This window comes from Fibrobacter sp. UWH1 (genome assembly GCF_002210365.1).
Classification (GTDB): domain Bacteria; phylum Fibrobacterota; class Fibrobacteria; order Fibrobacterales; family Fibrobacteraceae; genus Fibrobacter.
Map to the genome: position 1 here is coordinate 1 of NZ_MWQG01000039.1, position 25,017 is coordinate 25,017.

Consider the following 25,017-nt stretch of genomic DNA (forward strand, 5'->3'; position numbering starts at 1 on the left):
TTAGAGTATATTTCTAGGCAAGTTAAACAAATTTACTTGGCGACTTAAATTCGCCGGGAAATATACAAAATATAAACCCCATAAAATGACGCAAAATTTTTACACACAAAATTTTGTTCCATATAAGAATAGAAACGTCATGGATTCTATCGCCTCTTCGAGGCTCCAGAATGACTCGCTTTTCGTCACCCAGGAGGGAGGTACGACCGATAGATCCATTGACGAAATATTCTAGATTTGTGGGACGTATGGAGAAGTCGCGAGAGATTTATGCAGACGTATTGCGGGTGCTAGCAGCGTTCACTGTAGTGTTCCAGCATACGGTGACTTCCGTATGGTACACGGTTCCTGTAGATTCTAGTGACTTTGCCGCACTGAACTTCCTCAATAGTCTTTCCCGTTTTGGCGTAGGCGTGTTCATCATGATTAGCGGAGCATTCATGCTTTCGCCCAAGTACCCGCACCCGCCAGAGAAAATCTTAAAGCACAACCTCCCCCGCACTTTGATCCCCCTAGTATTCTGGGTGATTTTCTACGGAGTCGTAGAACAGATTAACGTGAACATCGTTGACGGAAGTTTTGCTGCGGGTGATATCGCAGGCATCGTCACGGATGTGCTGTCAGCCCCACTCCTCCTGTTTACAAAACCCGCAGGACATCTCTGGTTCTTATACACCATCGTAGGTCTCTACATCCTGACGCCGCCCCTTCGGGTCTTTACCGAACACGCCTCCCGCAAGATGTTGCTTTACGTCATCGGGATTTTCTTTGCCTTCGGGCTACTGCTCCCTACGGCAAGTCACCTGCTGGCAAAGTTCGCCGACTTTAATCTGTACAAGAACATCAGCATTCAGGGAGCCACCTCCTTCGTGGGCTTCTACCTGACAGGATACTACATCGCAAACTTCGGGATAAGCGCTAGAGCCCGCAAGTTTTTGTATGGAGCGGGACTAGCCTCGTGGATTGTGGCATTCGTTGCCGCCACCTACATTAGCGAACTTCACGACGCACCCAACGAATACTTTTTCGGGAACTTCAGGCCAACGACATACCTGATGGCAGCAGGAATATTTGCGGCCATGCGGGCGGCCTTCAGCAAGGAATCCCGCGACGTACAATCCGACGTACAATCCGGCAACGTTCAATCCCGTGAACAGTCCAATGCGCAAAGTCGCAAGATAATTCTCCGGAAGGTCACAAACATCGCCTTGAATTTTTCCGGATGCATGATGGGCGTATACCTCATTCACCCGCTGTTCATCAAGGCTTTCTACGGCCTCCATTTAACAATCCTGGAGCCTCACCCCATCGTAACCGCACCTCTCGCTGCCATCGCCTTCTACGTGATATCCACAGCAGTCGTGTACGCCTTCCGAAAGATCCCCGGCATCAAGAAAATCCTATAAGACAAGGGATTTTTACCAATCAAAGGACAAAAAAGGCCCGCATTCTCCTGCGGACCTATTTTTAGACCACCATAGTCCTTCGGCGGACACATCGCTCGAAAAACCAAGCTTACCGAGGCTCCTTAGCAACCTTAGCCGTTCTGCTGTTCGCTGGTGCTAAGCAGGTATGCGTTAATGAAAGGCTTGATCTTGCCATCCAGAACGCCGGCGGTGTCAGAGGTTTCTACGCCAGTGCGCAGGTCCTTTACCAGCTGGTAAGGCTGCAGAACATAGCTGCGGATCTGGCTACCCCATTCCACCTTCTTCTTTTCAGCCATGCGAGCGTCGCGCTTGGCTTCTTCTTCGAGGCGGTAATGTTCGGCCACCATGGTCTTCAGCATCTTGTAACAGGTTTCGCGGTTCTGGATCTGAGAACGTTCCGTCTGGCAGCTAGCCATAATACCCGTAGGCAAGTGAGTCATACGGACTGCAGAGTCCGTCTTGTTGATGTACTGACCACCGGCACCGCTACTGCGGTAGGTATCCACGCGCACATCAGCCATATCCAGGTCGAATTCCACGTCTTCGTGTTCGGGGTACAGGTACACTGCGGTAAAGCTGGTGTGGCGACGGGCATTGGCATCGAAGGGGCTAATGCGAACCAGGCGATGCACGCCGATTTCGGAACGGAGCAAGCCGTAGGCGTTTTCGCAGGTCACTTCGATAGTTGCGCTCTTAAGGCCGGCATCTTCCGCTTCCTGGAAGTCTACCACCTTGAAGTCCATGCGTTCACGTTCAAAGAAGTGGGTATACATGCGGAACAGCATCAAGGCCCAATCCTGGGATTCGGTACCACCGGCACCCGGGTGGATAGACAGCAAGCAGGCGCAAGCGTCGTCAGGGCCATTCAGCATCTTCTTGAATTCCATCTCTTCGATCTTGGCCTTAAGGTCAGCGATATCCGTTTCGATGGACTTGGTCAAATCTTCGGACTCTTCGTCCTTGCTCATTTCATAAAGTTCGGCCAGATCATTGCAAATGGAAGAAACTTCAGTCCACTTGTTCAGAAGATCGCGAAGGTTGCCGATCTTCTTCATCATGCCCTGAGCCTTTTCCTGGTCATTCCACAGGTTCGGGTCGTTGGAGTCCTTTTCCAACACGTAAAGTTCTTCGGTCTTTGCCTCTAAGTCAAAGATACCCCCAGAGCTTATCGATACGCGCACGCAAATCAATCAGCCCGGTATGTGTAGTCTGGAAAGCCATTCAAAATCTCCATTCAAGGTTCGAGGCCACAGGTTTGAGGCCCGGAGTAAAACTTCTATTAAAAAAAGCAACGGCTTGAATCCACCGCTGCCTTTTTCAATTATTTAAGCGGACTAAACCGTAAGCGGATTAATTATTGCCGCCGATTGCCTGAGGCGGAGTGTACTTGGCATCAAGGTACTGAACCTTGTAAGTCTTGCCAAGGCCATCCAGGTAAGCCTTCAGCTGAGCCTGGCGATCCTGTTCAGCCTGCACGCGCAGGATGTAGTCGATCTGGTGCTTGTAGCTATCATACTTACCGTCATTACGTTCGGTAAGCATAAAGATTGCAACGCCGTCCTTGTCGGTGTAGACTTCGGTAATTTCGCCCACCTTGATCTTGGCAATGGCCTTGCCCAGAGCGTCGTTACCCTTAACGAACTTGGGAACCACACCGCCGGTCTTCTTGGCAGTCTGGTCGTCGCTGTACATGGCAGCCAGCTGTGCGAAGGTAGCCTTCTTGGAGCGAACCTGTGCTGCAAGACCCTTCAGCATATCCTTGGCGTCAGCCACTTCCTGAGCAGACTTGCCTTTGGTGCTGATCACGATACGGGCACCGCTAACGGAGTCGTTAATGGCAACCTTAGACTTGTTCAGTTCCCAGAAAGCTTCACGCTGCTTTTCGGTAGGATCCTTAGGATACGGAACCTTCTTTTCGAGAATAGCTTCGCTCTTCAGCTGATCTTCGATCTTTTCCTTGAACTGAGCCATGGTGGTGTTGGACTTCTTCAGTTCCTTCTGGAAAGCGTCTTCGCTGGGGAACTGAGCCTTGAAAAGCTTGGTCAGGCTGTCGACCTTGGCTGCCGGAACCTTAATGCCCTGCTTCTTGCATTCCAGCTTGATAAGTTCCTGGCCAACCAGGTTGTCGATGACTGCGTAACGGAGCTGTGTCATCGTCTGCTCGTCAATCTTCTTGCCGCGGAACTGCTGTTCGCCGAGCATCTTGGCAAGGCTATCGATCTTGCCTGCAGAAATACCAGTCTTTTCGACACGAATCACATCCAGGCTCTTGGAATTCATCAACTGTGCAGAAGCGATGCTAGCAGTCAAAAGCAGAGCGGCAGCACCACGAGAAATCAATTTAAGGGACATTATATCATCCTTGTTAAAAATTTTCCGGCAATAAAGATAGCAAAAAAGAAGATGGGAAAGTCGCAAGACAAGGGCGTTGAACTTGTTTTCATTATTTTTCGTTAATAAGGGATGTAATTTTTTATTTTTCGCAGACAAGGAACGCAAACCTATAAGGAGAACATCGTGGAGCTGCAGCACAAGGATAGCACCCAAAGCAAGGGAACCTGCACATGTTCCTGGTGCAAGGGTTCAGGAAAGCGTGGTCGTAGAACGTGCCCGGATTGCAATGGTTTAGGAACCCTTCACCTGGTGGACTGCCCCGACTGCCTTGGAACCGGAGTTTCAAGAGACAGAGGCGTCTGCAAAACCTGCAAGGGCAAGAAAGCCGTCTCCAGCGTAGAAGCCGATAGAATCCATACAGCACGAGAAAAATACGACGGCTACTTGCAAAATCCCGCAGGCGTGTTCTTCAAATCCATCGCCTGCTATATCGCGATCGCCTTTACCGCCAGATCGGTATGGGACCAGATGTGCGTCACTCTAGAGTTCCTTTTTGATGCGGAGATGATATTCCCCTCCGGATTCATATTGCTCTTGGCACTAAGCATTCTCTTCAAACAATGGAATAACCTTATCAAGGGCTCCACCAACGATGCCGACGGTTCAAAACCGCGCACCATAGGAACAGTCCTTTTTATCGTGGGAATCCTGACCGCCATCATTGCAGGCCCCGTTACGTCAGACGGATTCGGCTGGATGGAAAGCAAGGCCAAAAACACTCTTAACGACAAAATCCTTAAGTCTAGTTCAGTCCAATGCCTAGAGGTAGAATTATCCAGAAAGGTCGACTACACCTACTTCGGCAAGGCCAAAATGAGTAACGGAGAATCAAAGGATATTGTCGCCCGATTCGTGAAGACAGGCCGTTCCCACACCAGGCACAGTCATCTAAAATTCAAAGTAACGGTCGACCTTCTGTAAAGAATCAAACAAACAACATAACAAAGCAAGCCTGTCAGAAAAGACAGGCTTGTTTTGTTTGATAAAAAAGTCAAATTTTGAACGATCTAAAATGTTTTTTCACGTGTCTTAGGCAATTCAAGTTTTTTGCGCATGGCCAAAAGACGAAGGCTAAAGGTAAAAGCCGTAGTGATTAAAATTCGCGGAGTACTGCCCAGGTTGGCAAACTCTAACACATAAAACAATATACCGCCAATCAGGGCCGCCGTTGCATAAAAGTCGCTTTTTAGCACCTGGGGAATTTCGCTGACCAGCAAATCGCGAATCAACCCACCACCAGCCGCAGTAATGGCGGCAAACAAAATAACAGAGTAAGGTCCAGCCGCCATAGCGCTAGCCTTTGCTGCACCAACCGCAGTAAAGAAGCCTAGCCCCAAGGCATCGGCCACAAGAATAAAAACTCGGATTTTCCGAATCTTCTTGCGCATGAGCAAGTAGAAAAAAGCTCCCACGATGCAAATAGGAAAATAAATCGGATTGGTCAGAGCCGCTGGCGGAGTAGCCCCCAGCATCACATCGCGCAGGATACCTCCCCCAACTCCCGTAACCGTGGCAAGCACAATAAGGCCAAGCCAATCCAGCCGGTAACGAACAGCCTTTTCCGCCCCAGAAATCGCGAAGGCAAAAGTACCCAGAATATCAAGAATCAAGAGAAGCATAAACGAACGCAAATATAGAAAAGGGCGCGCAAACCTAAGTCCTAGTCTACAAACTTCTGATTTATAAAGTCATAGACATGGTATGTGTAAAAAGGCTTATTCTCCTCGTACGTCGTTCCTTCACCAATTCTTTTCTTGAAACCATCAACGAGCAGCTTTTTAGCCTGATCAATTACTTCGGCGGACAGAATTCCATCCACATTTACGTCTTGGCCAACCAAGGAATAAAGGTACTTTAATTTAAACTCGCCCTTGGAATAAACGACTTCGAAGAAAACGCCCACCTTTTCATAGTGATAAGCGTCTACAGCCTTTCCCACGTAGTTGCCTTCCTCATTTCCCTTTTCGTCCAAAACGACCCAATTCTTAATATCTTGTTGCTTGAAGGAAATGCGGTCACCACGGGCATACCCCTGCAACTTACGGATTTCATTTGTAATGATGCCTTCGAATAAATCGCCCTGGCATTTAGTCACACCGACGAAGGGCAATTCATTATGGCCCTGCTTGTCGGACAATTGAACTTGAACCTGCAATTGTCGATTCTCTTTTTGATATACACCAGCCAGGTACTTTTTCTTAACCTCAGGGAAAGTGCGTTTCGCCATTTCAATATATGGGGCGAAGACGTCGCTGTTTCCTCGGTTCACATTTACAACATTATCCTTGGCCAGCTCAGCAAAAGAACATACAGCAGCAAAAATCATAACGAACAAGATTTTACGAACAAAAGAAAACATATCAGACCTCCTTATACGTGAATAAAATAAAAAAGAAGCCCGTCTTTGCAGACGAGCCTCATTCCTAAAGGCAATGTTTCTGGATTTCTGCGATGGAGAGGCCAGTGCCCTTGGAAACCTGTTCCAGTGAAAGTCCCATGGCAAGGAAGTTCTTCGCGGATTGCACAAGTTTAGCGAAACCCTTTGCAAGGCCTCGAGCTTCGCCAATTTCTTCACCTTCGGCACGGCCTTCTTCACGGCCTTCGGCACGGATTACATCGGCAACAGACACAAAGCCGTTGCGCTTGCGTTCTGCCATAATTTCTGGACGGTCCATGATTGCCTCCCTGTATTCCGAAGATGTTTCCTCCCCTAAGTATAGTAAAACTTCTTGAATGAAGTTATCATAAATTTTATTTTTCGGGTCAAGAAAAAATGCCATGGCCTTGTCCATGAGGGGCTTGTACTTTTCGGCATTGAACACATACTTCATGGCTACAAGTGTTAGCGCCACGTAAGGGTTCAGCTTGCTGAAGTCGATATTCCCCACTTCCTTGCCGACGTTGATCATCTCGATCTTGAAAGGATAGCCGATGTCATGGAAATATTCCGGGTACTTTGCGTAGAGCTTCGTTTTCAACGGGTTCCACTTGATTTCGCCGTTATAGACGATTACCGCCACCATTGGGCAATCTGGGCGGCTGAGGCGGAACAGTTCGTAAAAGTAGTGTTCCAGCTGGGAGACCACTTCGTTATCGGGATACGACTTGTGTTCCAGAACAAGGCCTACAAACAGTTTTGCCTTGTTGTTAGAATTCTTGATTTTTAGGGAAAAGGCAAGGTCAGCGGAACCTTTTAAGCCATGGCGGTTGGTTTCGGTGCGTTCAGCACGCATTGTCTTGAGGTCAACCACTTGCAAAAAGCGGGCTAAGCTTTTGTTCTTCTTTGCGGCAAGCTTAAGCAGCGAGGCTGCGCGTTTGGGTTCCCTGAAGGCGGTCTTGAAGAGGCCATCGTGGTCTTTTACAATCATAGATTTTCCTTTCCTTGCAAACAAGCGGAAACTGCAAGGCATGTTGCGTTAAGTGTGTTCAAATTTTGCACGGGGATAATTTAAAATGCTTCAGCGACAAAAGATGTCATTTGAAGATTTTTTTGTACTAAAAAAAAGCCTTGGGGCTTGCGCCCTGGAGGCTTCTTTTGTGAGTTGAGAGGCGGCTGACGCCGCCTGTTGTGGTGCCTTCGGCACCTTGGTTAGAACGAGTCTCTGAGGCAACGCAAACTTCGACCGTCGCGCTTGAGGTTGCTGGCCTGGTCTGCGTTGACGCCAGAGTAGTAGATGCCCTGGTTCCACGCGTAGCCGCTATCGGCCTCAGAAGCAGACCACAAGTAGGCGCCGTAGCCCTCATTGCGGAAAAGGCCATTGGTGTACTCGTAACCGGCGGGGAGCCCCGAGAAGCCATACTTGTCGGTACCGTTACCGCTCTTGCCGTTATAGTCATTCCAGCCACTGGTGGATTTCAACAACGAACCAGCGGTGCTGGAACCACCGATGTAGGTGTACAGAGTGCTGTACTCCTCGTTCGTGGGCACATGCCAGCCTTCTGGGCAAATGCCGCGGTGGGGGCTATTGGGGGTGCAGGTCGTACCATAGCCGCACTGGGTTCCAGCGTTCACGCTGAACTGGGCAGCGCTATCCATCACGGCGCTCCAGGTGTACAGACGACCGTACTTGTCGCAGTTGGAAGCCTTGTTTTCGTAGCACCAGCTGGTGGAATCGTGAGTGTAACTGCTGTAATTGTACTTCACGCCAGTGTATGCGTAGTTCAGGTTCTCGGCCAGCCAGGTCTGGCAGTTTTCATCCTTATCGTCGCAGATTTTGACGGTCTTGTACACCTGGCCGTCGCGAGCGTCGGTCATGGTGCCGTAGTCAATGCTTGGGTTCAGGTACTGCCAGGCGAGTTTGGAGTCGCTAGGATCCTCGGTCGGGGCCGAGGATGACGAGGAAGAACTTGCAACCGACGAAGAGGACTCCACGGAACTAGAGGAAGTTACTGAGCTGCTAGATCCTTCGCTATCGCTCAGGATGACACTTGAGGAGGATTCTTCAGCGGGAATTTCATCCCCGGGCGAACTATTTGCAGAAGTGCTGTCATCACAGGCCACAAGGCCCAAAGCAAGCGCAAACGCACAAGTTCCAAGAGCAAGGAATTTCTTTTTCATGAGAGACCTCTAACCCACAATTTCAAAAATATTCTACGGACAAATCTACAAACTCCAAATAAAAAAGAAGCCCGCCTTTGCAGACGAGCCTCTTTAAATCTTTCCAGATTTTTTATCCGAATTATAATTTGAATCAGAACCAAGTGAGACAAGGCGCGAGCCCCCGTAGCGTACAAGTCGTACGTGAGGGGGCGAGCAACGCCGTATCACGCAGCGTTATGGTTCAAATTATCCCAATGTTACTTCGACCTTGTGGGTACCACTAGTAAACACCGGTGCGACGTTGGAATCAACTTCCTTACCGTCGACGACCATCTTGGCAACGCCCTTGCAGACGTGCTTCGGGTTCTTCACGGACACTTCGTAGGTAGCGCCACGGAACTTACGGGTCACCTTGAATTCGCCCCATGCGGACGGAATGCAAGGATCAACGATCAAGCCCTTGAAGCTAGCGCGAACACCGATGATGAACTGGGTAGCAGCCTGGTAGGTCCAAGAAGAGGTACCGGAGAGCCATGCGTTACGGCCCATACCGAACTGCTTGTGTTCGTCACCGAGGATGTTCTGCGGATAGCAGTACGGTTCGGATTCGAATTCGTCAAGCTTGACGTTCTTTGCAGCGGGGTTAATCTGGTTGTAGTACTGGAATGCCTTGTCGCCACGGCCCAGGATGGTTTCAGCGATCATCACCCACGGATTGGTGTGGAGGAAGATACCGCCGTTTTCCTTTGCTCCGGGAGGATAGGTGGAGATGCCACCAACGGTCGGATCGAAGCCGCGGTAACCCGGAGTAGAGCTCTTAACGCCGTTAGCGGTGTTCAGGAGCTTGTTCAAGCTGTCCATGCCCTGCACTGCACGTTCGCCATAAGCGATACCGGACATCACAGACCAAGACTGGCTGTTACAATAGATCTTACCATACTTGGCCTTGTTGGTACCGTATGCGGTGCCGTCCTTGCCAAACCAGCGGATCCACCACTTGCCGTCCCAGGCGCAGTCGTTGAATGCCTTCTTGACATCTTCGTACCAGCCCTTGTACATTTCGACAGATTCCTTGTCGCCGAGAGTTTCGCAGATGTCCATCATTTCGAGAAGGGCCTTTGCGTACAGACCGGTGTTGAAGGAGGATTCTGCACCCAGCGGCAGGTTCATGCAGTCGTTCCAGTCAGCGAAGCCGAGGAGCGGAAGACCGTGCTTACCGAGGTGAGTGCGGCTGAAGTTGACAGAACGCTTGAGGTGTTCGAGCACGGTGCCCTTTTCACGCTGAGCGCGCTTCTTGCCAGCTTCGTAGAACGGAATTTCTTCCTTGAGGAGTTCCAGCTTGCCAGTTTCCTTGAGGTAGTTGGCAACGGTGAGAACGATCCACAGGTGGTCGTCACCATACCAGTCAGCATAAGCCGGGTTGCCGTTTTCATCGAGCACGCCCTTCTTTTCGCGGGAGTCACCGGCGTTAGCTTCGTTGCCGTTGTCTTCTTCAAGAGCAAGCGGAGCGTACTGGTGCATAGCGTTACCTTCCGGACGCTGTACGGAGAGCAGGTTCTTAGCGAGAACCAGAGCTTCTTCCGGCATATGGCTCATAACGCCCATGAGGTCCTGGCTGGAGTCACGGTAACCGATACCGCGGCTGGTGCCGTAGCCTAGCTGGTACAGGGACAGGTAGCGAGACCAGTTCTTGGTGGTGTGGCACTGACGAGGATTGTGCACGTTCACCATGGAGTTGAAAGCTGCATCCGGGGTTTCCACCTGGATGGTAGAGAGGTACTTGACCCAGAACTGAGCCAGATCTTCGAAAGCCTTGTCGACGTTCTTGAGGTCGCGGTACTTCTTGATAGCCTTAGCAGCAACCTTGAGAGACTGTTCCTGACCGAGCTGAGTGCAGGTACGGAAAGTCTTCTTGGCAGCGATCTTGCCAGCGTGGATCATGAGAGCTGCGATATTGTCGCCGCGGTCGCATTCGCTGTTAGAAAGTTCCTTGTTCTGGAGAGAGAGCGGATTTGCCCAGGAACCCATTTCGTTGGAGCCCAGGAACACGCGACGGTCGCCGTCGAAGCTCTTGATCGGGCAGTCAGCGGTAACGTAGTTCACGGCGAAATCACGCTTCATGTAAGCGTACTGTTCGAGAACGACGTGGCCAGACTTTTCGGGATGAGCCTTGAGAGTCATGGTCTGGGGAACCCAGTCAGCGTTGGTGAGCTGCTTTTCAGCTTCGAAGTGGCTGAATTCGTAAACGGGGATGATATCCACTTCCTTGGCGGCACCACCGAGGTTGGTCACCTGGATGTCCTGGAGGAGAGTGTTAGAGCCAGTCGGCACGAAGATGGTCACCTGAACGGCGAGACCGAAAGCTTCGGCATTCCAACGCATGTAGGACAGACCAACGTGGCATTCCCACTTGTCCATCTTGGTGAGGGTCGGAACTACGAACGGAGAGAAAATCTTGTAGCCCTTGCCATCCTTGACGCGGATGTACACAGTGCTTGCCTTGAAGTCAGAGCAGGGCATCTGTGCAATGTACTTGGTAATACGGTTCAGAGCCGGGTCGCCCTTGCAAACCAGGGTACCACCGGTAGTATCAACGATACCGCCGAAGTTCAGAGTACCAACATAGTTGCACCACTTGATCGGGGTTGCCGGGTTGGTGAGAACGTATTCTTTCTTAGCGTCATCGAAGTAGCCGTACTTAGCAGCGGCCTTAGCGGTCACCTTCTTTGCAACGGGCTTCTTTGTCTTTGTTGTAGCCATTTTATCTCCGTTAGAGGGGTTAGTAAAAATTTTGTTAAAAATTTAGAAATAAAAAAAAGAGGCATGAGCTTTTTAAGCCCAGGCCCCCCTTAAAAAACATTATTTTTCAGTGCTTTCTGCAGAAACTTCACCATCTTCCATGTTGAAAGGACGGCTGCCGAAGTTGATGTAGAAATAACCATCCAACTTCTTGCTGCGCAGCGGGTCACGCAGGATGCCGATAGCGGCACGCACATACTTCAGTTCAACAAGAATGTGGTCACGGCTCATGCAGTTCAGGAACGGTCCTTCGGGATACAAGGTAGGACGCGGTTCGTTGGCGATCATCTTTTCGAGAGCCTCGATTTCCTGGACCAGTCGACGTTCGTGAGCTTCCAGAGTGCGAATAACTTCCTTGTTTTCGGCACCGAACAGGAATGCAAAACCCAAGGTACGGGGATCATCATTGAAGCCGGTCAAGTGCTTCAGCACTTCCTTTCTCAGAACGTCCCTACCCTTATCGGTAATGTTGAACACCACACGTTCCGGACGGTTACCGTCGCGTTCGGTGCGGCCCTTGATGCATTCATTCTTTTCGAGAGTCGTAAGGCGGTTGTAGACCGTCGAGGTGCTCAAGTTAGCCCATCTATCAAGTTCACGTTCACGCACTTCGGTAATGATATCATAGCCGCTGCGTTCATGCTCAAGGATAAGTCCCAAAAGCACCAAATCATAACGATTCATAGCCCAATTCCTTCTTAAAGTACCCTTACAAAGTACAACTTGCAAAACTATTCCAAGTTGTAATATAGGCTTTTTTTTAAAGAGCGAACAAGAAAGTGTAATTTTTTTCGCACTTTTTTCTAATAATCTGCATTTTTCGGTGCGATTAAACAAAAAAAATGGGGCTTACCGCCCCAATAGAACCGCTAACCTTTTTTAGGCATTTTAGCCTTGGCCACCAGCATAAAGACCATGGTCAAAAATCCACCGGTCACCAGCATGGCCGAAGCACTCACGGCAATATCGCCCAAGCCAACAATCGGCGAAGCGATACCGCCCATCAGGAAGCCGGCTGCCCCCATGGCGGCGGAAGCGGTGCCAGCATTCTTGCGTTCGGCGTTCAAGGCCAGGGCGCTGGCGGGCGGCTGCATCAAACCGAACATGAAGGTCGTGACCATGAAGCTCAACTGCAACAGAGGCAGCGGCGCATGGGTCAAGAGGCAGGCGGCAACGGCAAGGCTTGCAAAGAACACACCGAAGCCCGCAATCTTGATGGCAGTGCGATCACTGCGGATCTTGCCGGAAGAGGCGCAGCCCACCGCCGTACAGAAGGCGATCAAGGCAAAGCAGAAACTAAAGCCCATGGGAGAAAGGCCATACAGTTTCTGGAAAATGAAGGGCGACGAAGCGATGTAGCCAAACAGCACGATCATGGAAGCGGAACAAACCGCAAAATAGCGGACGAACTCCCTGTTGCGGAAGACGTCTACATACAAGGTAAAGCTAGAAAGTAACGGCTTCTGACTGCGACGGCGAGGCGCAAGACTTTCCTGGAACTTCCCTGCCATAAACAGCAAGATGAAACCGTAAACGAGAAGCACCGCAAAGGTTCCCTTCCAGCTCATAAAGTTCAGCAGGAAGCCGCCCAGCACAGGTGCTGCAATAGGAGCCACCCCATTCACGGCGCTGACCATGGCCAAAAACTTTGTCAGAACTGGGCCGCGGTAAGAATCCGCAGAAACGGAACGGGCGATCACGATGCCGCCAGATGCCGCAAGACCTTGAATCAAGCGGCAGATATTAAAGGTGGCAATGTCCGGGCTCACGATACAGGCCATGGTACCGAAAACGAACAGCACAAGGCAAATCAGGAGCAGTCGCTTGCGACCATACTTATCGCTAAGAGGACCTATGAACAGCTGACCGATGGAGAGCCCCAGCATACTCATGGTAAGACTCAACTGCGAAGCAGAAGGCGTCGCCTTAAAGTAGTCAGCCAGGTTCGGCAAAGCAGGCAAGTAGAGGTCTGTAACGAAGGGCCCGAAGGCAGAAAGCATTCCCAGAAGGAACATCAAGAACGTGAATTTTGATTTGGAACTCACGAATTTATCCTTATAAAATCAACAGGAGCCTTACACCAAACAGCGGTTTCTCGTTGATTTCGCGTGCCAAATTAGAAATTTTGGGAAATTCGTTCAAGGGAGTTTGCTGGCGATTCAAATGCGCGAAATCTCGCAGATTGGGCGAAACCACGCAAACTGGCGGTCTAAATGTTCAAAAAGCACTTCTTGACCGCCAAATTTTCAGTGTTTCTACCGCAGGGTGGCTGTCAAAACCACCTAAAACGACATTTTGACAGCCATTTTACCGCACAACACACGTCTTTGAGCACCATGCCACCCCAAAACTTGCGTGAACACATAAAAAATGGCGGTCTAAACGCCTAAATAACGTCTTTAGACAGCCATATTTCCACAAAATACCAGTAAATGCCCCCAAAAGTGGCGGTCAAATCCGAATAAAACCGATTTTCGACAGCCACTTCCACCTATTTTGACAGCATCTTTCGCCAAAAACACATCTTTACGCCTTACAGCAGAAACGTCCGCACAACGCCTCACAGCAGGAACTGCTGCACCAACAATTCAATGGTTTTCGAATTCACCGGGCGTACATCATTCTCCATGGTGTAAATCAAGTTGACTCCATGGATATAACCATCCATTGCATAGCTATCTAGCTTCCTAAAAGTTTTCACCTGGTAGTCCTCATCATTCATCCGCCCGAAGTGTTCCCAAATAAATTCTTCCCGAGTGCGGACGTTCAAGCATGTGAAATCCGGATAGACGACTCGCCCGCTTGATAGCCTCAACGGATATTCATAGCGGTACGGCACCCCCATCTGATTCAACATATTCGCGATGATGACTTCAGACTTTGAGCGGACTCGCTCCCCTTTGACGGTGGTCAGCAGAACTTCGTCTTCATAAAAAAGTTTCCCCTGATATTCCACCTTCTGCCAGCGTTCTGCGTAAAGATCGTCAGGTAGATAAATGGGGCTAAGAAGCTGACAACGACCAGGTCCCTGTGCAGTGAAGCTATTTTCAATTTCTAGACGATTCAATTCCTGCAAGGCAAATTTCAACGAATCTGCACCGCGGGTAAACGCCTCCGTCATAGTCTCATTGTACGACCGTTGCGCCAACCCGCAAGCCAAGTTCCTCTGCGACGTCGGGATATAAGTCCCTCTTGATCCCACCTGCTTGCTATTCTCTGCCACATGAAAATACTGATATGAACCTCGGTGGGGCGAAACCCGAAGACGACCTATCGGGAAGGTCTTAAGCGTCGCACGAATTTTCTTTGCAGCCCCCTCCATTTCACGGATGCACGATTCCAACAGCGGCATAATCTTCGGAAAAGACATCTTCTGAATTTCCATACTTCTCATTTTTCCTCCAAACAAAAAAAGCTGCACTTTCTAGGCACCCAAAATCCAGTTCGCAAACCGTTATGGGGATATAGAAAATGCAGCTTAATTGACAAATAATTTGTCGTTTAATCTGGTATGGGTAATATAAAAAAAACGGGTCGCAACCGTTAAGCTGCGAACCGTTTTAATGGCTAGATCCTTCGCCTTTCGGCTCAGGATGACACCTAAGACAATTATGCCTTGTTCAGACGATCCTGGATCATGTCGATGATGTCGTTCAGTTCCTTCGGAAGGTGAGCGCCGAACTTCGGATAGTGATTTTCCTTAACGTCAGCGAGTTCCTTCTTCCAGCCTTCAACATCAACGGAAGTGATGGCGGGGAGAGTCTTCTTGTAGCATTCAGCGAGGCCTTCAACATTGAGGGCGCCGTCTGCCGGCATCAGACCAATCGGGGTTTCCTTAGCATTGTCAACGCCGTTGCAACGGTCGAAGATCCAAGCGAGGACGCGGCTGTTGTCGCCGTAACCCGGCCACATGAAGCCACCCGGAAGTTCTGCATTGTCAGCGTCCTTACGGAACCAGTTGACGTAGAAGATCTTGGGGAGCTTGTCTTCGGTAGACTTCTTACCGATTTCGATCCAGTGCTTGAAGTAGTCACCCATGTTGTAGCCGCAGAACGGGAGGATTGCGAACGGGTCGCGACGGATCTTACCGACTTCAGCAGCGTTAATGGTGGAAGCAGCGGTGATTTCGGAACCAACGATGGAGCCGAGGAACACGCCGTGGTTCCAGCTCAGAGACTGGTGAACCAGAGGAATGGTGGACGGACGACGACCGCCGAAGAGGATTGCGGAGATCGGAACGCCTGCCGGATTTTCCCATTCTTCAGCAATGCAGGGGCACTGGTATGCCGGAGCAGTGAAGCGAGCATTGGGGTGAGCCATTTCTTCGCCCTTCGGAGCCTTGTCCTTGGGGAGAGCGTCACGGGTATTGCCCTTCCAGTCAACCAGCTTGCCAGTTGCAGGATAGCCGATACCTTCCCACCATACGTCGCCATCTTCAGTGAGAGCGCAGTTGGTGTAGATGGTGTTCTTTTCAGCAGAGATAAGAGCGTTCTTGTTGGATTCTGCGGAGGTGCCCGGAGCAACACCGAAGAAGCCAGCTTCAGGGTTGATAGCGTAGAGACGGCCATCAGCACCAAACTTCATCCATGCAATATCGTCACCGATGGTTTCGACCTTCCAGCCCGGGATAGTCGGGATGAGCATAGCGAGGTTGGTCTTACCGCAAGCAGACGGGAATGCGCCAGTTACGTACTTAACTTCGCCCTTCGGGTTGGTGAGCTTGAGGATGAGCATGTGTTCAGCGAGCCAGCCTTCGTCGCGAGCGAGAACGGTAGCGATACGGAGAGCGAAGCACTTCTTGCCGAGCAGAGCGTTTCCACCGTAACCGGAACCGTAGGACCACACGAGGTGTTCTTCCGGGAACTGGGAGATGTACTTGAATTCGACGTCAGCGCAGGGCCAGATGCCGTTGTCCTTTTCGCCGTTGTTGAGCGGCTTACCAACGGAGTGGAGGCACGGAACGAAGTCAGCGTTCGGGTCAGCATTGAAGATGTCGAGAACCTTCTTGCCGGCGCGAGTCATGATGTCCATGTTGAGAACGACGTATTCGGAGTCAGTGATTTCGATACCGTTCTTGGAGATTGCAGAACCGAGGGGGCCCATGCAGAACGGAATCACGTACATGGTACGGCCGTGCATACAACCCTTGTAGAGACCGGACATGGTCTTCTTCAGTTCAACCGGGTCGATCCAGTGGTTGGTCGGACCTGCGTCTTCTTCCTTAACAGAAGAGATGAAGGTACGGGATTCAACACGAGCCACGTCAGACGGGAGAGAACGGAACAGGTAGCAGTTTTCCTTCTTAGCGAGCTTAGTAGCGAGACCAGCGTCAACGCACTTCTGCATAAGAGTGTTGTATTCTTCAACGGAACCGTCGGTAACAACAACGTTATCCGGTTCGCACATTGCGATGACTTCTTCAACCCAAGCCTTGATCTTCGGGTGCTTGATGTCGTTCAGAGTAAGAGACATTATGAGCTCCTATTTGGTTAATGTTAAGGCGACCTGGACACGTTTTGCGCACAATTCGCCCTTTCGAGAATTTTCGAACGCTGAAAATGTATAAAAAAATCGGGTACGTCAAACGAGTTTTTTGTGAAAATGTGAGAAAAATCCTGTCCCGACCGCCCCCTGCAGTACGAGCCGAACCTATCGCATCCCCGTTTTAAAGTCTACTATTCCTGTATGAAACAAAAAATCTTACAAAAAAATTATTGTTTTTTCGCAAGAATCTCCCATTTTAGGCGAAAAATTGATAGATTAGGCAAGTAAATTTTTTCAAGCCATCTAACCATACGAGGCAATATGAGCTGGTCCTATTCTAGAGAACACCAGAAAAACATTCTCTGCATGATCATGGCCGGTGGCCAGGGCAGCCGTCTGCAGCCCCTCACCCGCGACCGTGCAAAGCCTGCCGTTCATTTCGGCGGTACTTACCGTATTATCGACTTCGTACTGAACAACTTCATCAACTCCGGCATCTTCAAGATCAAGGTTTTGACCCAGTTCAAGTCCGACTCCCTGAACAAGCACATTTCCGCCGCCTGGAACCTGAACGCCAGCCTGGACCAGTACGTGGACCTGGTTCCCGCCCAGATGCGTACCGGCGACGACTGGTATAAGGGTACCGCAGACGCCATCTTCCAGAACATCAACCTGATTACCGACGAACGTCCGGACCTGGTTGCAATTTTCGGTGGCGACCATATCTATAAGATGGACATCAACCAGATGATTGATTTCCACCTGTCCCGCGCAGCCCTCCTGACCATCGCAGCCATCCCCGTCCCGGTGGAAGAAGCTAGCGAATTCGGCATTATCGAAGTGGACCAGGACAACCGTATGATCGGTTTCGAAGAAAAGCCCAAGAATCCCAAGGAAATGCCGGGCAATCCGGGTTACTGCCTGGCTTCTATGGGCAACTACATCTTCACCAGCAAGTTCCTTGTACGTGAATTGATGAAGGGTGCAGAAAGCGGCGCTACCGACTTCGGCAAGCACATCATTCCGGCCCTCTACAAGGACTATCCGGTCTACGTCTACGACTTCAACACCAACATCGTTCGCGGCGAACAGTCCCGTACCAAGGGTTACTGGCGCGACGTGGGTACTTTGGACGCCTTCTTCGAAGCAAACATGGACCTTTGCTCCGAAAATCCGCCGTTCGATCTTTACAACAACTACTGGCCTATCCGTACCTTCAACTGGAACCAGCCTCCTGCACGATTCTTCGCAGGCGATAACGAAGCTCATCAGGGCGCAGCTATTGACTCCATCGTGTCTTCCGGCTGCATCATCGGTGGCGGTACCGTGGTCAAGAGCATCCTCTCTCCGGGCGTATCCATCCAGAAGGACGCCATGGTCGAAGAAGCAATCCTCTTCCCCAACGTGACTATCGGCCCGGGCGCAAAGGTTCGCAGAGCCATTATCGAAAAGGGTCTGCATATTCCGGCCGGTTTCGAAATCGGCTACGACCTGGAACGCGACCGCAAGCTGTTCCATGTGACCGAATCCGGCATTGTGGTTCTCGCCAAGGACACGATTATTAAAGCTTAAAGGTTAAAGGTTAAAGAATGCCCCGCGAAAGCGGGGCTTTATTCGTTTAATCGCTGCTGCCGGAGCTGCGAGAGCTACCCCCGCGTGGGCTCCATAAAAAGAAAAAAGAACGGTTCTTCGAGCCTACGGACAAGAGGCGAAAGGATTTCTCTAAAGAAAAATTTCTAACTTTTTAGCGTATGAGTGAAGATGTAACAAGCACACTTTCCCAAAAGGTGCAAGATATTGCAAAGTCCCCCAAGTATCGCGGGGCAATCTTCCAGATCGAGGCCGACGAAAAGGGCCTGGCACTGGTGGATGTGAAGGAAGCAAGTCTCAAGGTCTACCTGATGATCGACCCGGACTGCGACAAGATTCTCGAAACACGTTTCTTTACCTATGGCGGTCCGGTATTCACGGCCCTGGCAGACACATTCTGCAAGAAGATCCAGATGGTGACTGTAGACGACGCCTGCAAGATTACCGCAGAATCTATCGAAGAAGAATTGCGAGACGTTCCCGAAGTTCGAGCCATTGCAGCAGACGCTCCTGAAATCGGTCAGATGAACAAGCTGATTGCAAGAATTCTTGAGGAATACCCCGAGAAGAAGGCTACAGCCATCATCATCCGCGAAAAGATGGAACGCATCAAGTACCGCACCCAGACCGCAGAAGGTCGAGCCGAAGCCGATGCCGAATGGAACGCCATGACCAAGATCCAGCAGATCGAAAAGATCGAGGAATGGCTCCACAAGTCTGTCCGCGGAACGCTGCAGGGCGACGGTGGCGACCTCGAAATTCTGGACCTGGTAGACGGCAACCGCCTGAAGATCCGTTTCCAGGGAGCATGCGCCGGCTGTGGTAGTGCCATGGGCGGAACCTTGTTCTACATCGAAGACGAACTAAAGAACAATGTCTATTACAATCTGGTTGTAGAACCCGAAGACCCCCTGGATAACATCAACCCGGATGCCTCCGTATTCGGCGGTGAACCTTCTGAAACCTAAAGGTTTCAATTATGAATTACGAAGTACGAGATATAGGCTTTCACAAGTGCGGCAGCGCCGTCAAACAAAATCTCATAATTCATAATTTATAACTCATAATTTTATTAACTAACCCCCAAAGAGGATAATATGTCTGAAGAACTGAATCTCAAATTCGTTGACCCGGTACCCATGCGCTATGGTGAAAACTCTCACCAGTCCGCCGTGTTCTACCGCGACCCCACTTGCACCGAAGCTAGCCTGGCTACCGCTAAGCAGCACTGGGGCAAGGAACTGTCCTACAACAACATTGTTGACGCAGACGCAGCCCTGGAAATGGCTCGCGAATTTGCAGGTTCCAATGCAGTCGTGATCGTTAAGCACATGAACCCCTGTGGCCTGGCTACCGGCGAAAACCTCCGCGAAGCTATGGAAGCTGCATGGGCAGGTGATCCGGTGTCCGCTTTCGGTTCCGTGATCGCTGTTACCTCCAAGGTTGACCTGAACACTGCCGAATTCCTCAAGGGCAAGTTCGTGGAAATCCTCCTCGCTCCGGCATTCGACGACGACGCTCTCGAATTCCTGAAGAACAAGTCCAAGGACATCCGCCTCCTGGAAGTTGGCGAAATCAAGAAGGCCACCACTTGCAAGGTTTACAAGCATGTGATCGGCGGTATGCTGGTTCAGGATCGCGACGTTGACGTTTACGAAAAGTTCGAAACCGTTACCAAGGCTCAGTTCCCGAAGAACAAGGAAGACCTGGCTCGCTTCACCTGGATCGTTACCAAGCACACCAAGTCTAACGCCATTGTCATGGGTTACGAATACAAGCCCGGTTACTTCCAGATCATGGGTCTTGGCCCCGGTCAGCCCAACCGCATCGACTCCAACCTCCGCCTCTGCCAGCCCCGCGTTCGCGACAACGTGGCCCGCATGGAAGAAGCCAAGGAATTCTTCGACGCCGAAGGCAAGCTGATCAACGAAGCTGGTCTCAAGGCTCTGGAAGCCAAGGTGTTCAGCGAAGTCGTTATGGGCTCCGACGCCTTCTTCCCGTTCCCGGATAACGTTGAAGCCGCTCACGACGCTGGCGTTCGCTACATCGTGCAGCCGGGTGGTTCCAAGAAGGACGACCTGTCTATCGAAATGTGCGACAAGTTCGGCATGGCCATGGTCTTCACCGGCATGCGTCACTTCCGCCACTAATTTCATTAATCAGTTGCGTCGCCTCGTGCGGCGCGACTCTTTCGAATTTTTATTAGGTATCCATGATTCCAGTATCCCAAAGGGAAGCAAACCAGAAAGAAAAAGATTTGTACTACGCTGTACTTTCTTTTTTGAAGAAGATTCGTAAGGCCGGCAAGACAACCGACAAGGAATGGAACGAATACCGCTCCAGTCTAAAGGGTATCGCCGCCAACTCCGACATGGGCCGCGCCGCAGACATGTGGACTATGGACAACCTGGACCAGTTCCAGCCCGACAAGTCTCAGCTTCCTCCCCTAAACGACATGGAAACCATCGCACGGGTTTCGCCCGAATTTCTGTCCCAGCTGATGGAAGCACTCTATTACGGCATGCTGAACATCACCCAGGCCAATATGATTTCTGATGAAATCCAGGATGCTGATCCAGATTGCATCACCTCGGCATCTCTCGAAGAACTTCTTGTGAAGCTCTGGATCGGAAACGCCAAGACTTACAGAAAAATGGTGATGAACTAATGACTCAGAAAGTTCGTGTGATTGGAGGCGGTCTCGCCGGTTGTGAAGCCGCATTGCAGTTGGCAAGCCGCGGTTTTGACGTTCACCTTTATGAAATGCGCCCGGTAAAGCCTACCCCCGCCCATCGTGACGGCCACTTGGCCCAGCTGGTCTGCTCCAACAGCTTTAAGGCCCTCGGAGTCACAAGTGCCCACGGACTTCTGAAACAGGAATTGAGAATGCTGGGCAGTTTTCTCATGGAATGCGCCGCCGAAGCAGCCGTTCCCGCTGGTGATTCCTTGACCGTAAATCGCGACATCTTTAGCGAACTGGTAGAAGCACGCATCGCGGCCTGCCCAAACATTACCATGCACCGCGAAGAAGTGACGTCGCTTGAAGGCGACTGCCCTACCCTAGTGGCCGCAGGCCCCCTAGCCAGCGATACTCTAGCCGACGATATTTTCAAGCGTCTGGGCAGCGACCGTCTGCACTTTTACGACGCCATCGCTCCCGTGGTAGAAACCGACTCCATCGACTTTGACCACGCCTTCTATATGAACCGCTGGGAAAAGGGCGAAACCGCAGACTTCATCAACTGCCCCCTAGATCGCGAAACCTACGAGAAATTCGTGGCAGCTCTTGTGGATGCAGAATCTGTGGAACCCCGCCCCTACGAAAAGCACGAACTGTTCGAAGGCTGCCTGCCGGTAGAAGAATTGGCTCGCCGCGGTTACGAAACTTTGCGTCATGGCCCCATGCGCCCCATCGGTTTGGGTCTGGGCAACAACGGCAAACTTTGGTACGCTGTAATCCAGCTTCGCGCCGAAAACAAGCAGAAGACTTTGTACAACATGGTAGGTTTCCAGACTCGCCTCAAGTGGGGCACCCAGAAGGAAATCTTCACCATGGTGCCGGCCCTGAAGAACGCCAACTTTGCACGCCTGGGCTGCATGCACCGCAACACCTTCATCGATTCACCCAAGTTCCTGGACAAGACTTTGCGACTGCGCCCGGAACTGGAATGCGCCAAGGATATTCCGCCTACTTGGTTTGCCGGCCAGATTACAGGTTCCGAAGGTTACACCGAAGCAGTGGCCACCGGTTGGTATGCCGCATGGAACATGGCACAGACGCTGTTGCACGGTCATGCTGACCCGCTGCCTGACGAAAGCTGCATCGGTGCCCTAATGAACCGCCTGGTAGAAGAAAACGAGGACTTCCAGCCCATGAATTTCAACTTCGGCCTCCTCCCCCATCACGAAGGCCTGAAGAAAAAGAACAAGAAGGAAATTCTTGGAGCCGCTGCAGAACGCGCTGTGCGCCAGTGGATTGCAGAACGCACCATCGGCAACGCAAGGTTTATTAACCCGCAGGCAGACGAATCATCGAACGATTAATGTCTGCAATTTTTCGGGCACCGCACATGTACATGGTGTCCTCAAGTTCAGCCTTGATTTTATCCAGGTAGCATTCAATGCCTTCCTGACCGCCGCCGTAGTAAGAAATCAGCACTGGGCGGCAAATGAGGCAGGCGTCTGCGCCCATAGCGAGAGCTTTAAAAACGTCCAGGCCAGAGCGGATGCCGCCATCCACGAGGATTTTGGTCTGGTGAGCTGCGCCGGAAACTGCACCCGCTGCGCGACTTGCCGCGTTGGCACCTTTAACGGCGTCCACGATTTCCGGAAGAACCTCGGCGGTAGCGGGCGTATCCGACAGAACACGACCACCATGATTAGAAACGATGATGGCATCGGCACCGGCTTCCATGGCCTTCAGGGCGGTACGTGCGCTCATGATGCCCTTGACAATAAAGGGAACCTTGGCATAAGCCTTCAATTCCTGCAGATCTTCGATAGTCTTGGTTCCGCCACCCTTGCCGTTAAAAGTCTTCAGGTGCGGAAGACCAGCGCTATCCACCACAACGCACATGGCCTGGGGCAAGCAATCCTTATACAGGTCCATCAAACCCATGATACCTTCGTTGGTTCCCGGATTGAAAACAGGAATTCCATTGTTCCCATGAGCTTTGCCCGATTCAATGGCACGGTCCCAAATACGCTGGTCGCGGCCATTGCCGTAGGCATGGAAAATTCCACGAGTCTCGCAGGCGGCCATGCACTTTTCGTTAAAGTCCGCCACGTCATCGGTGGGGTTAAACTGCATGGCAATAGACCCGATAGGAGCCGTAATCAAAGGGAAACTCAACTTCAATCCCAGCAAATTGGTGCTGGTATCGATAGGTGTATTGGGCACGAAAGTGTCCACATTCAGCTTGATCTTTTTCCAAGCATTATAGTTATCGTTAGCACCGTTTCCCGGAGCCTTGGAGCCAGGACCCGGCATAGTGTTCTTGCAGGCCAAACCGTTGCAGACAGGGCAAACCTGGCAATTGGGGCCAATGTTCTTGCGGGCGTTTTCCAAAACTTCTGAATAATTCATAAAAACCTCTAACGAACTGAAGAACCCTCTAAAGCCTCCTTCCGGCGCAAACCCTCATTAACAGAAACAGTGTCACCACTTTCACACACAAAATGCTTAATGGCCCCATCCGACACAATATGATCCATATCGCAATAACCAACAGTACGCTGCAAAGCATCGAAAGTCGAGCCCACATACTTGATGCTGCAAGTCTCATTCTTCTTGCCCTTGGCCGACAAGTCGCAATACCAATGATTAAAATCAAAATAGCTCAGGTGAATTTCTTTTTCGTTGTAAATCGTTTCACCAAGACAAATATCGTTGCATTCCTGCAAGTCATCGATATAACGAACGATATTCTCTTCGCATTCAGAATACGCCCTGCCAGACAGACGCTTCACATTAAAAACAGGATCGCAATGATAAGCCGGATCGGCACAAACTCCATTGCAAGAGTCGCCAGTACTATCAGAGCATGCCCCCACCAAAACGGCAAACGAAGCAAAGCAAATACCCAATAAAATCTTATTCATACCGCCAATATATAAAATATCGACCAATCAAAAAAAAGCAGACACGGAATCCAAGCTTATTAAATGGGTGGACGTCAAAATAACAAGCGCTAACTATAAAATAAAAGGTGAAGGTTTAAAGTCATCACCATATTAGCCTCCAGGAGCAAGATTTCGTCGGTATACCCTTCAAAAGATACATCTTTTGCGAAGTCCTTGTCAAGAAGGCTATTTGCCTTTTCTTCATCGATGGTTTTGTAAATTTATCTGCACTTTTGTAAAATTTTTCGAAAAACCGCGTTCCAATTTCTCAAACTTACGTGTTAGCCATAGAACCCTAAAAAGGAATTCTATGAATAAAACGAAAAGAAATATTCGCAAGGTTGCCATCCCGGCAGAATTCATCGGCCAGTTCTATCTGGATCCAAGATACGATACCGCGTTCAAGGAACTCTTTGACGACAAGAACGCTCTTAAGAACTTTCTCAATGGAGCACTAAATCTCAAAGGGAAGGACCGTATCCGGAAAATTACCTACACCTTTGACAAATCCCTTAAGCTGCAGCCATCGGACAAGAAAAAGGTCGTCTTGGACATCTTCGTAACCACAGGTACGGGCCGGTTTATTGACATCGAAATGCAGAAGGCTGAACATGATTACTTCATCGATCGTGCCGTACTATACAAGGCTGCACTGACTACAAAGGGCAAACGGGAAATGGACCGTTCCAAGGAATTCCTTTCCCTCCCGAAAAAGGAACGGGAAAAGCGTCGCTATGAGCTGCCGGAATCCGTAGCCATTTGGATCTGCGATTTCGAATTGCCCGGAATCAAGAATGACAATGAAAGTTACGTGGACGAATGGTTCCTCTGTAGCAGCCTCAGCCTGGCCCAAGGTGCCCCAGTTTCCATCTTCCCCAAAAATAAGTATATTATCATTAGCCTGCCAAATTTCAAGAAAACTGCAGAAGAGGTCAAAAATTCGCTGGAAGCCTGGCTCTTCTTGCTGAAACACGCCAACGAAGGCAAGGAACTCCCGACCTTTGGCAACCCAACCATCAAGGATGCCCTCGACCGCATCCGAGTAAACAACGCAACGGAGGATATGTTCATGTCTCAACTCAGTGAAAAGAAAAGACAAGATGAATACAATACCCGCCTTGCCAGCGCAGTACTTAAAGCGGAAGCTGCTGCAAAAGAAGC

Annotated in this window: 21 protein-coding genes; 8 read left to right on the forward strand and 13 right to left on the reverse strand. The window is 50.5% G+C overall.

The window, feature by feature from the left end; all coding sequences use genetic code 11:
- Positions 1 to 248 precede the first annotated feature (248 nt).
- The gene (locus B7992_RS13540; RefSeq protein ID WP_073160929.1) at positions 249 to 1,406 is read left to right on the forward strand and encodes an acyltransferase; all 1,158 of its coding nucleotides are present in this window, start codon (positions 249 to 251) and stop codon (positions 1,404 to 1,406) included.
- Between the two features lie 131 nt (positions 1,407 to 1,537).
- Here the strand turns inward: B7992_RS13540 and prfB are convergent.
- Positions 1,538 to 2,648 (reverse strand): peptide chain release factor 2 gene (gene prfB, locus B7992_RS13545; RefSeq protein ID WP_139258434.1). Its coding sequence is split into 2 segments (ribosomal slippage): positions 1,538 to 2,575 and positions 2,577 to 2,648, totalling 1,110 coding nucleotides; the frame shifts between segments, so codons are not numbered across the junction.
- A 129-nt stretch (positions 2,649 to 2,777) separates the two neighbouring features.
- Complete coding sequence (locus B7992_RS13550) at positions 2,778 to 3,779, reverse strand: peptidylprolyl isomerase (RefSeq protein WP_073160933.1); 1,002 nt, start codon at positions 3,777 to 3,779, stop codon at positions 2,778 to 2,780.
- A 165-nt stretch (positions 3,780 to 3,944) separates the two neighbouring features.
- On the opposite strand from B7992_RS13550, the gene B7992_RS13555 reads away from it, so the two are divergent.
- Positions 3,945 to 4,742, forward strand: coding sequence for a hypothetical protein (locus B7992_RS13555; protein WP_088666527.1), 798 nt, complete (start codon positions 3,945 to 3,947; stop codon positions 4,740 to 4,742).
- Positions 4,743 to 4,828: 86 nt separating this feature from the next.
- On the opposite strand, the gene B7992_RS13560 is transcribed toward B7992_RS13555, so the two are convergent.
- The 9 genes from B7992_RS13560 to B7992_RS13600 form a co-directional block, all read right to left on the reverse strand.
- Entirely contained in the window at positions 4,829 to 5,440 is a 612-nt protein-coding gene (locus tag B7992_RS13560; protein ID WP_073160969.1) for a trimeric intracellular cation channel family protein, read from the reverse strand.
- Between the two features lie 41 nt (positions 5,441 to 5,481).
- Positions 5,482 to 6,180: a DUF2314 domain-containing protein gene (locus tag B7992_RS13565; protein WP_088666528.1), complete on the reverse strand. Its 699-nt coding sequence runs from the start codon at positions 6,178 to 6,180 to the stop codon at positions 5,482 to 5,484.
- A 64-nt stretch (positions 6,181 to 6,244) separates the two neighbouring features.
- Complete coding sequence (locus B7992_RS13570; RefSeq protein WP_158535502.1) at positions 6,245 to 7,189, reverse strand: Rpn family recombination-promoting nuclease/putative transposase; 945 nt, start codon at positions 7,187 to 7,189, stop codon at positions 6,245 to 6,247.
- Between the two features lie 221 nt (positions 7,190 to 7,410).
- Positions 7,411 to 8,379: a fibrobacter succinogenes major paralogous domain-containing protein gene (locus B7992_RS13575; RefSeq protein WP_088666530.1), complete on the reverse strand. Its 969-nt coding sequence runs from the start codon at positions 8,377 to 8,379 to the stop codon at positions 7,411 to 7,413.
- 228 nt (positions 8,380 to 8,607) lie between these two features.
- On the reverse strand, positions 8,608 to 11,121 hold the full coding sequence (locus tag B7992_RS13580) for a glycosyl transferase (protein ID WP_088666531.1): 2,514 nt from the start codon (positions 11,119 to 11,121) through the stop codon (positions 8,608 to 8,610).
- Positions 11,122 to 11,220: 99 nt separating this feature from the next.
- Positions 11,221 to 11,844, reverse strand: coding sequence for a PadR family transcriptional regulator (locus B7992_RS13585; RefSeq protein ID WP_073160938.1), 624 nt, complete (start codon positions 11,842 to 11,844; stop codon positions 11,221 to 11,223).
- A gap of 185 nt (positions 11,845 to 12,029) precedes the next feature.
- Positions 12,030 to 13,205, reverse strand: a complete 1,176-nt coding sequence (locus B7992_RS13590; RefSeq protein ID WP_139258435.1) for a multidrug effflux MFS transporter — start codon at positions 13,203 to 13,205, stop codon at positions 12,030 to 12,032.
- 515 nt (positions 13,206 to 13,720) lie between these two features.
- Entirely contained in the window at positions 13,721 to 14,281 is a 561-nt protein-coding gene (locus B7992_RS13595) for a hypothetical protein (protein ID WP_141100475.1), read from the reverse strand.
- 488 nt (positions 14,282 to 14,769) lie between these two features.
- The gene (locus B7992_RS13600) at positions 14,770 to 16,632 is read right to left on the reverse strand and encodes a phosphoenolpyruvate carboxykinase (GTP) (RefSeq protein ID WP_073160944.1); all 1,863 of its coding nucleotides are present in this window, start codon (positions 16,630 to 16,632) and stop codon (positions 14,770 to 14,772) included.
- Positions 16,633 to 16,965: 333 nt separating this feature from the next.
- Between B7992_RS13600 and glgC the strand changes: the two genes are divergently transcribed.
- The 5 genes from glgC to trmFO all read left to right on the forward strand — a co-directional run bounded on the left by glgC (position 16,966) and on the right by trmFO (position 22,278).
- Positions 16,966 to 18,216 (forward strand): glucose-1-phosphate adenylyltransferase, encoded by a 1,251-nt coding sequence (gene glgC / locus B7992_RS13605; RefSeq protein WP_073160946.1) that lies wholly within the window; start codon positions 16,966 to 16,968, stop codon positions 18,214 to 18,216.
- Between the two features lie 179 nt (positions 18,217 to 18,395).
- On the forward strand, positions 18,396 to 19,202 hold the full coding sequence (locus tag B7992_RS13610; protein ID WP_073160948.1) for a NifU family protein: 807 nt from the start codon (positions 18,396 to 18,398) through the stop codon (positions 19,200 to 19,202).
- A 129-nt stretch (positions 19,203 to 19,331) separates the two neighbouring features.
- On the forward strand, positions 19,332 to 20,384 hold the full coding sequence (locus B7992_RS13615; protein WP_073160950.1) for an IMP cyclohydrolase: 1,053 nt from the start codon (positions 19,332 to 19,334) through the stop codon (positions 20,382 to 20,384).
- Positions 20,385 to 20,446: 62 nt separating this feature from the next.
- Positions 20,447 to 20,902, forward strand: coding sequence for a hypothetical protein (locus B7992_RS13620; protein ID WP_088666532.1), 456 nt, complete (start codon positions 20,447 to 20,449; stop codon positions 20,900 to 20,902).
- Entirely contained in the window at positions 20,902 to 22,278 is a 1,377-nt protein-coding gene (trmFO, locus tag B7992_RS13625; RefSeq protein ID WP_088666533.1) for a methylenetetrahydrofolate--tRNA-(uracil(54)-C(5))-methyltransferase (FADH(2)-oxidizing) TrmFO, read from the forward strand. Before B7992_RS13620 ends, trmFO begins: the two co-directional genes overlap by 1 nt.
- Here trmFO and B7992_RS13630 read toward each other — a convergent pair.
- Together B7992_RS13630 and B7992_RS13635 are read right to left on the reverse strand one after the other, a co-directional pair.
- Entirely contained in the window at positions 22,244 to 23,320 is a 1,077-nt protein-coding gene (locus B7992_RS13630; protein ID WP_088666534.1) for an alpha-hydroxy-acid oxidizing protein, read from the reverse strand. The genes trmFO and B7992_RS13630 overlap by 35 nt on opposite strands.
- An 8-nt stretch (positions 23,321 to 23,328) precedes the next feature.
- Positions 23,329 to 23,835 (reverse strand): hypothetical protein, encoded by a 507-nt coding sequence (locus tag B7992_RS13635; protein WP_139258436.1) that lies wholly within the window; start codon positions 23,833 to 23,835, stop codon positions 23,329 to 23,331.
- Between the two features lie 331 nt (positions 23,836 to 24,166).
- On the opposite strand from B7992_RS13635, the gene B7992_RS13640 reads away from it, so the two are divergent.
- Positions 24,167 to 25,017: PD-(D/E)XK nuclease family transposase (locus tag B7992_RS13640; RefSeq protein WP_088666535.1), on the forward strand; the 851-nt coding region annotated here is incomplete at its 3' end.

Excerpts from the sequence above, each read along its gene's own strand:
- B7992_RS13610 (WP_073160948.1), top strand. The coding sequence starts at position 18,396 with ATGAGTGAAGATGTAACAAGCACACTTTCCCAAAAGGTGCAAGATATT.
- B7992_RS13540 (WP_073160929.1), top strand. The coding sequence starts at position 249 with ATGGAGAAGTCGCGAGAGATTTATGCAGACGTATTGCGGGTGCTAGCA.
- B7992_RS13570 (WP_158535502.1), bottom strand. The coding sequence starts at position 7,189 with ATGATTGTAAAAGACCACGATGGCCTCTTCAAGACCGCCTTCAGGGAA.
- glgC (WP_073160946.1), top strand. The coding sequence starts at position 16,966 with ATGAGCTGGTCCTATTCTAGAGAACACCAGAAAAACATTCTCTGCATG.
- B7992_RS13595 (WP_141100475.1), bottom strand. The coding sequence starts at position 14,281 with ATGACGGAGGCGTTTACCCGCGGTGCAGATTCGTTGAAATTTGCCTTG.
- B7992_RS13600 (WP_073160944.1), bottom strand. The coding sequence starts at position 16,632 with ATGTCTCTTACTCTGAACGACATCAAGCACCCGAAGATCAAGGCTTGG.
- B7992_RS13635 (WP_139258436.1), bottom strand. The coding sequence starts at position 23,835 with ATGAATAAGATTTTATTGGGTATTTGCTTTGCTTCGTTTGCCGTTTTG.
- B7992_RS13615 (WP_073160950.1), top strand. The coding sequence starts at position 19,332 with ATGTCTGAAGAACTGAATCTCAAATTCGTTGACCCGGTACCCATGCGC.
- B7992_RS13565 (WP_088666528.1), bottom strand. The coding sequence starts at position 6,180 with ATGTTTTCTTTTGTTCGTAAAATCTTGTTCGTTATGATTTTTGCTGCT.
- B7992_RS13580 (WP_088666531.1), bottom strand. The coding sequence starts at position 11,121 with ATGGCTACAACAAAGACAAAGAAGCCCGTTGCAAAGAAGGTGACCGCT.
- B7992_RS13585 (WP_073160938.1), bottom strand. The coding sequence starts at position 11,844 with ATGAATCGTTATGATTTGGTGCTTTTGGGACTTATCCTTGAGCATGAA.
- B7992_RS13630 (WP_088666534.1), bottom strand. The coding sequence starts at position 23,320 with ATGAATTATTCAGAAGTTTTGGAAAACGCCCGCAAGAACATTGGCCCC.
- B7992_RS13560 (WP_073160969.1), bottom strand. The coding sequence starts at position 5,440 with ATGCTTCTCTTGATTCTTGATATTCTGGGTACTTTTGCCTTCGCGATT.
- B7992_RS13620 (WP_088666532.1), top strand. The coding sequence starts at position 20,447 with ATGATTCCAGTATCCCAAAGGGAAGCAAACCAGAAAGAAAAAGATTTG.
- B7992_RS13550 (WP_073160933.1), bottom strand. The coding sequence starts at position 3,779 with ATGTCCCTTAAATTGATTTCTCGTGGTGCTGCCGCTCTGCTTTTGACT.
- B7992_RS13575 (WP_088666530.1), bottom strand. The coding sequence starts at position 8,379 with ATGAAAAAGAAATTCCTTGCTCTTGGAACTTGTGCGTTTGCGCTTGCT.
- trmFO (WP_088666533.1), top strand. The coding sequence starts at position 20,902 with ATGACTCAGAAAGTTCGTGTGATTGGAGGCGGTCTCGCCGGTTGTGAA.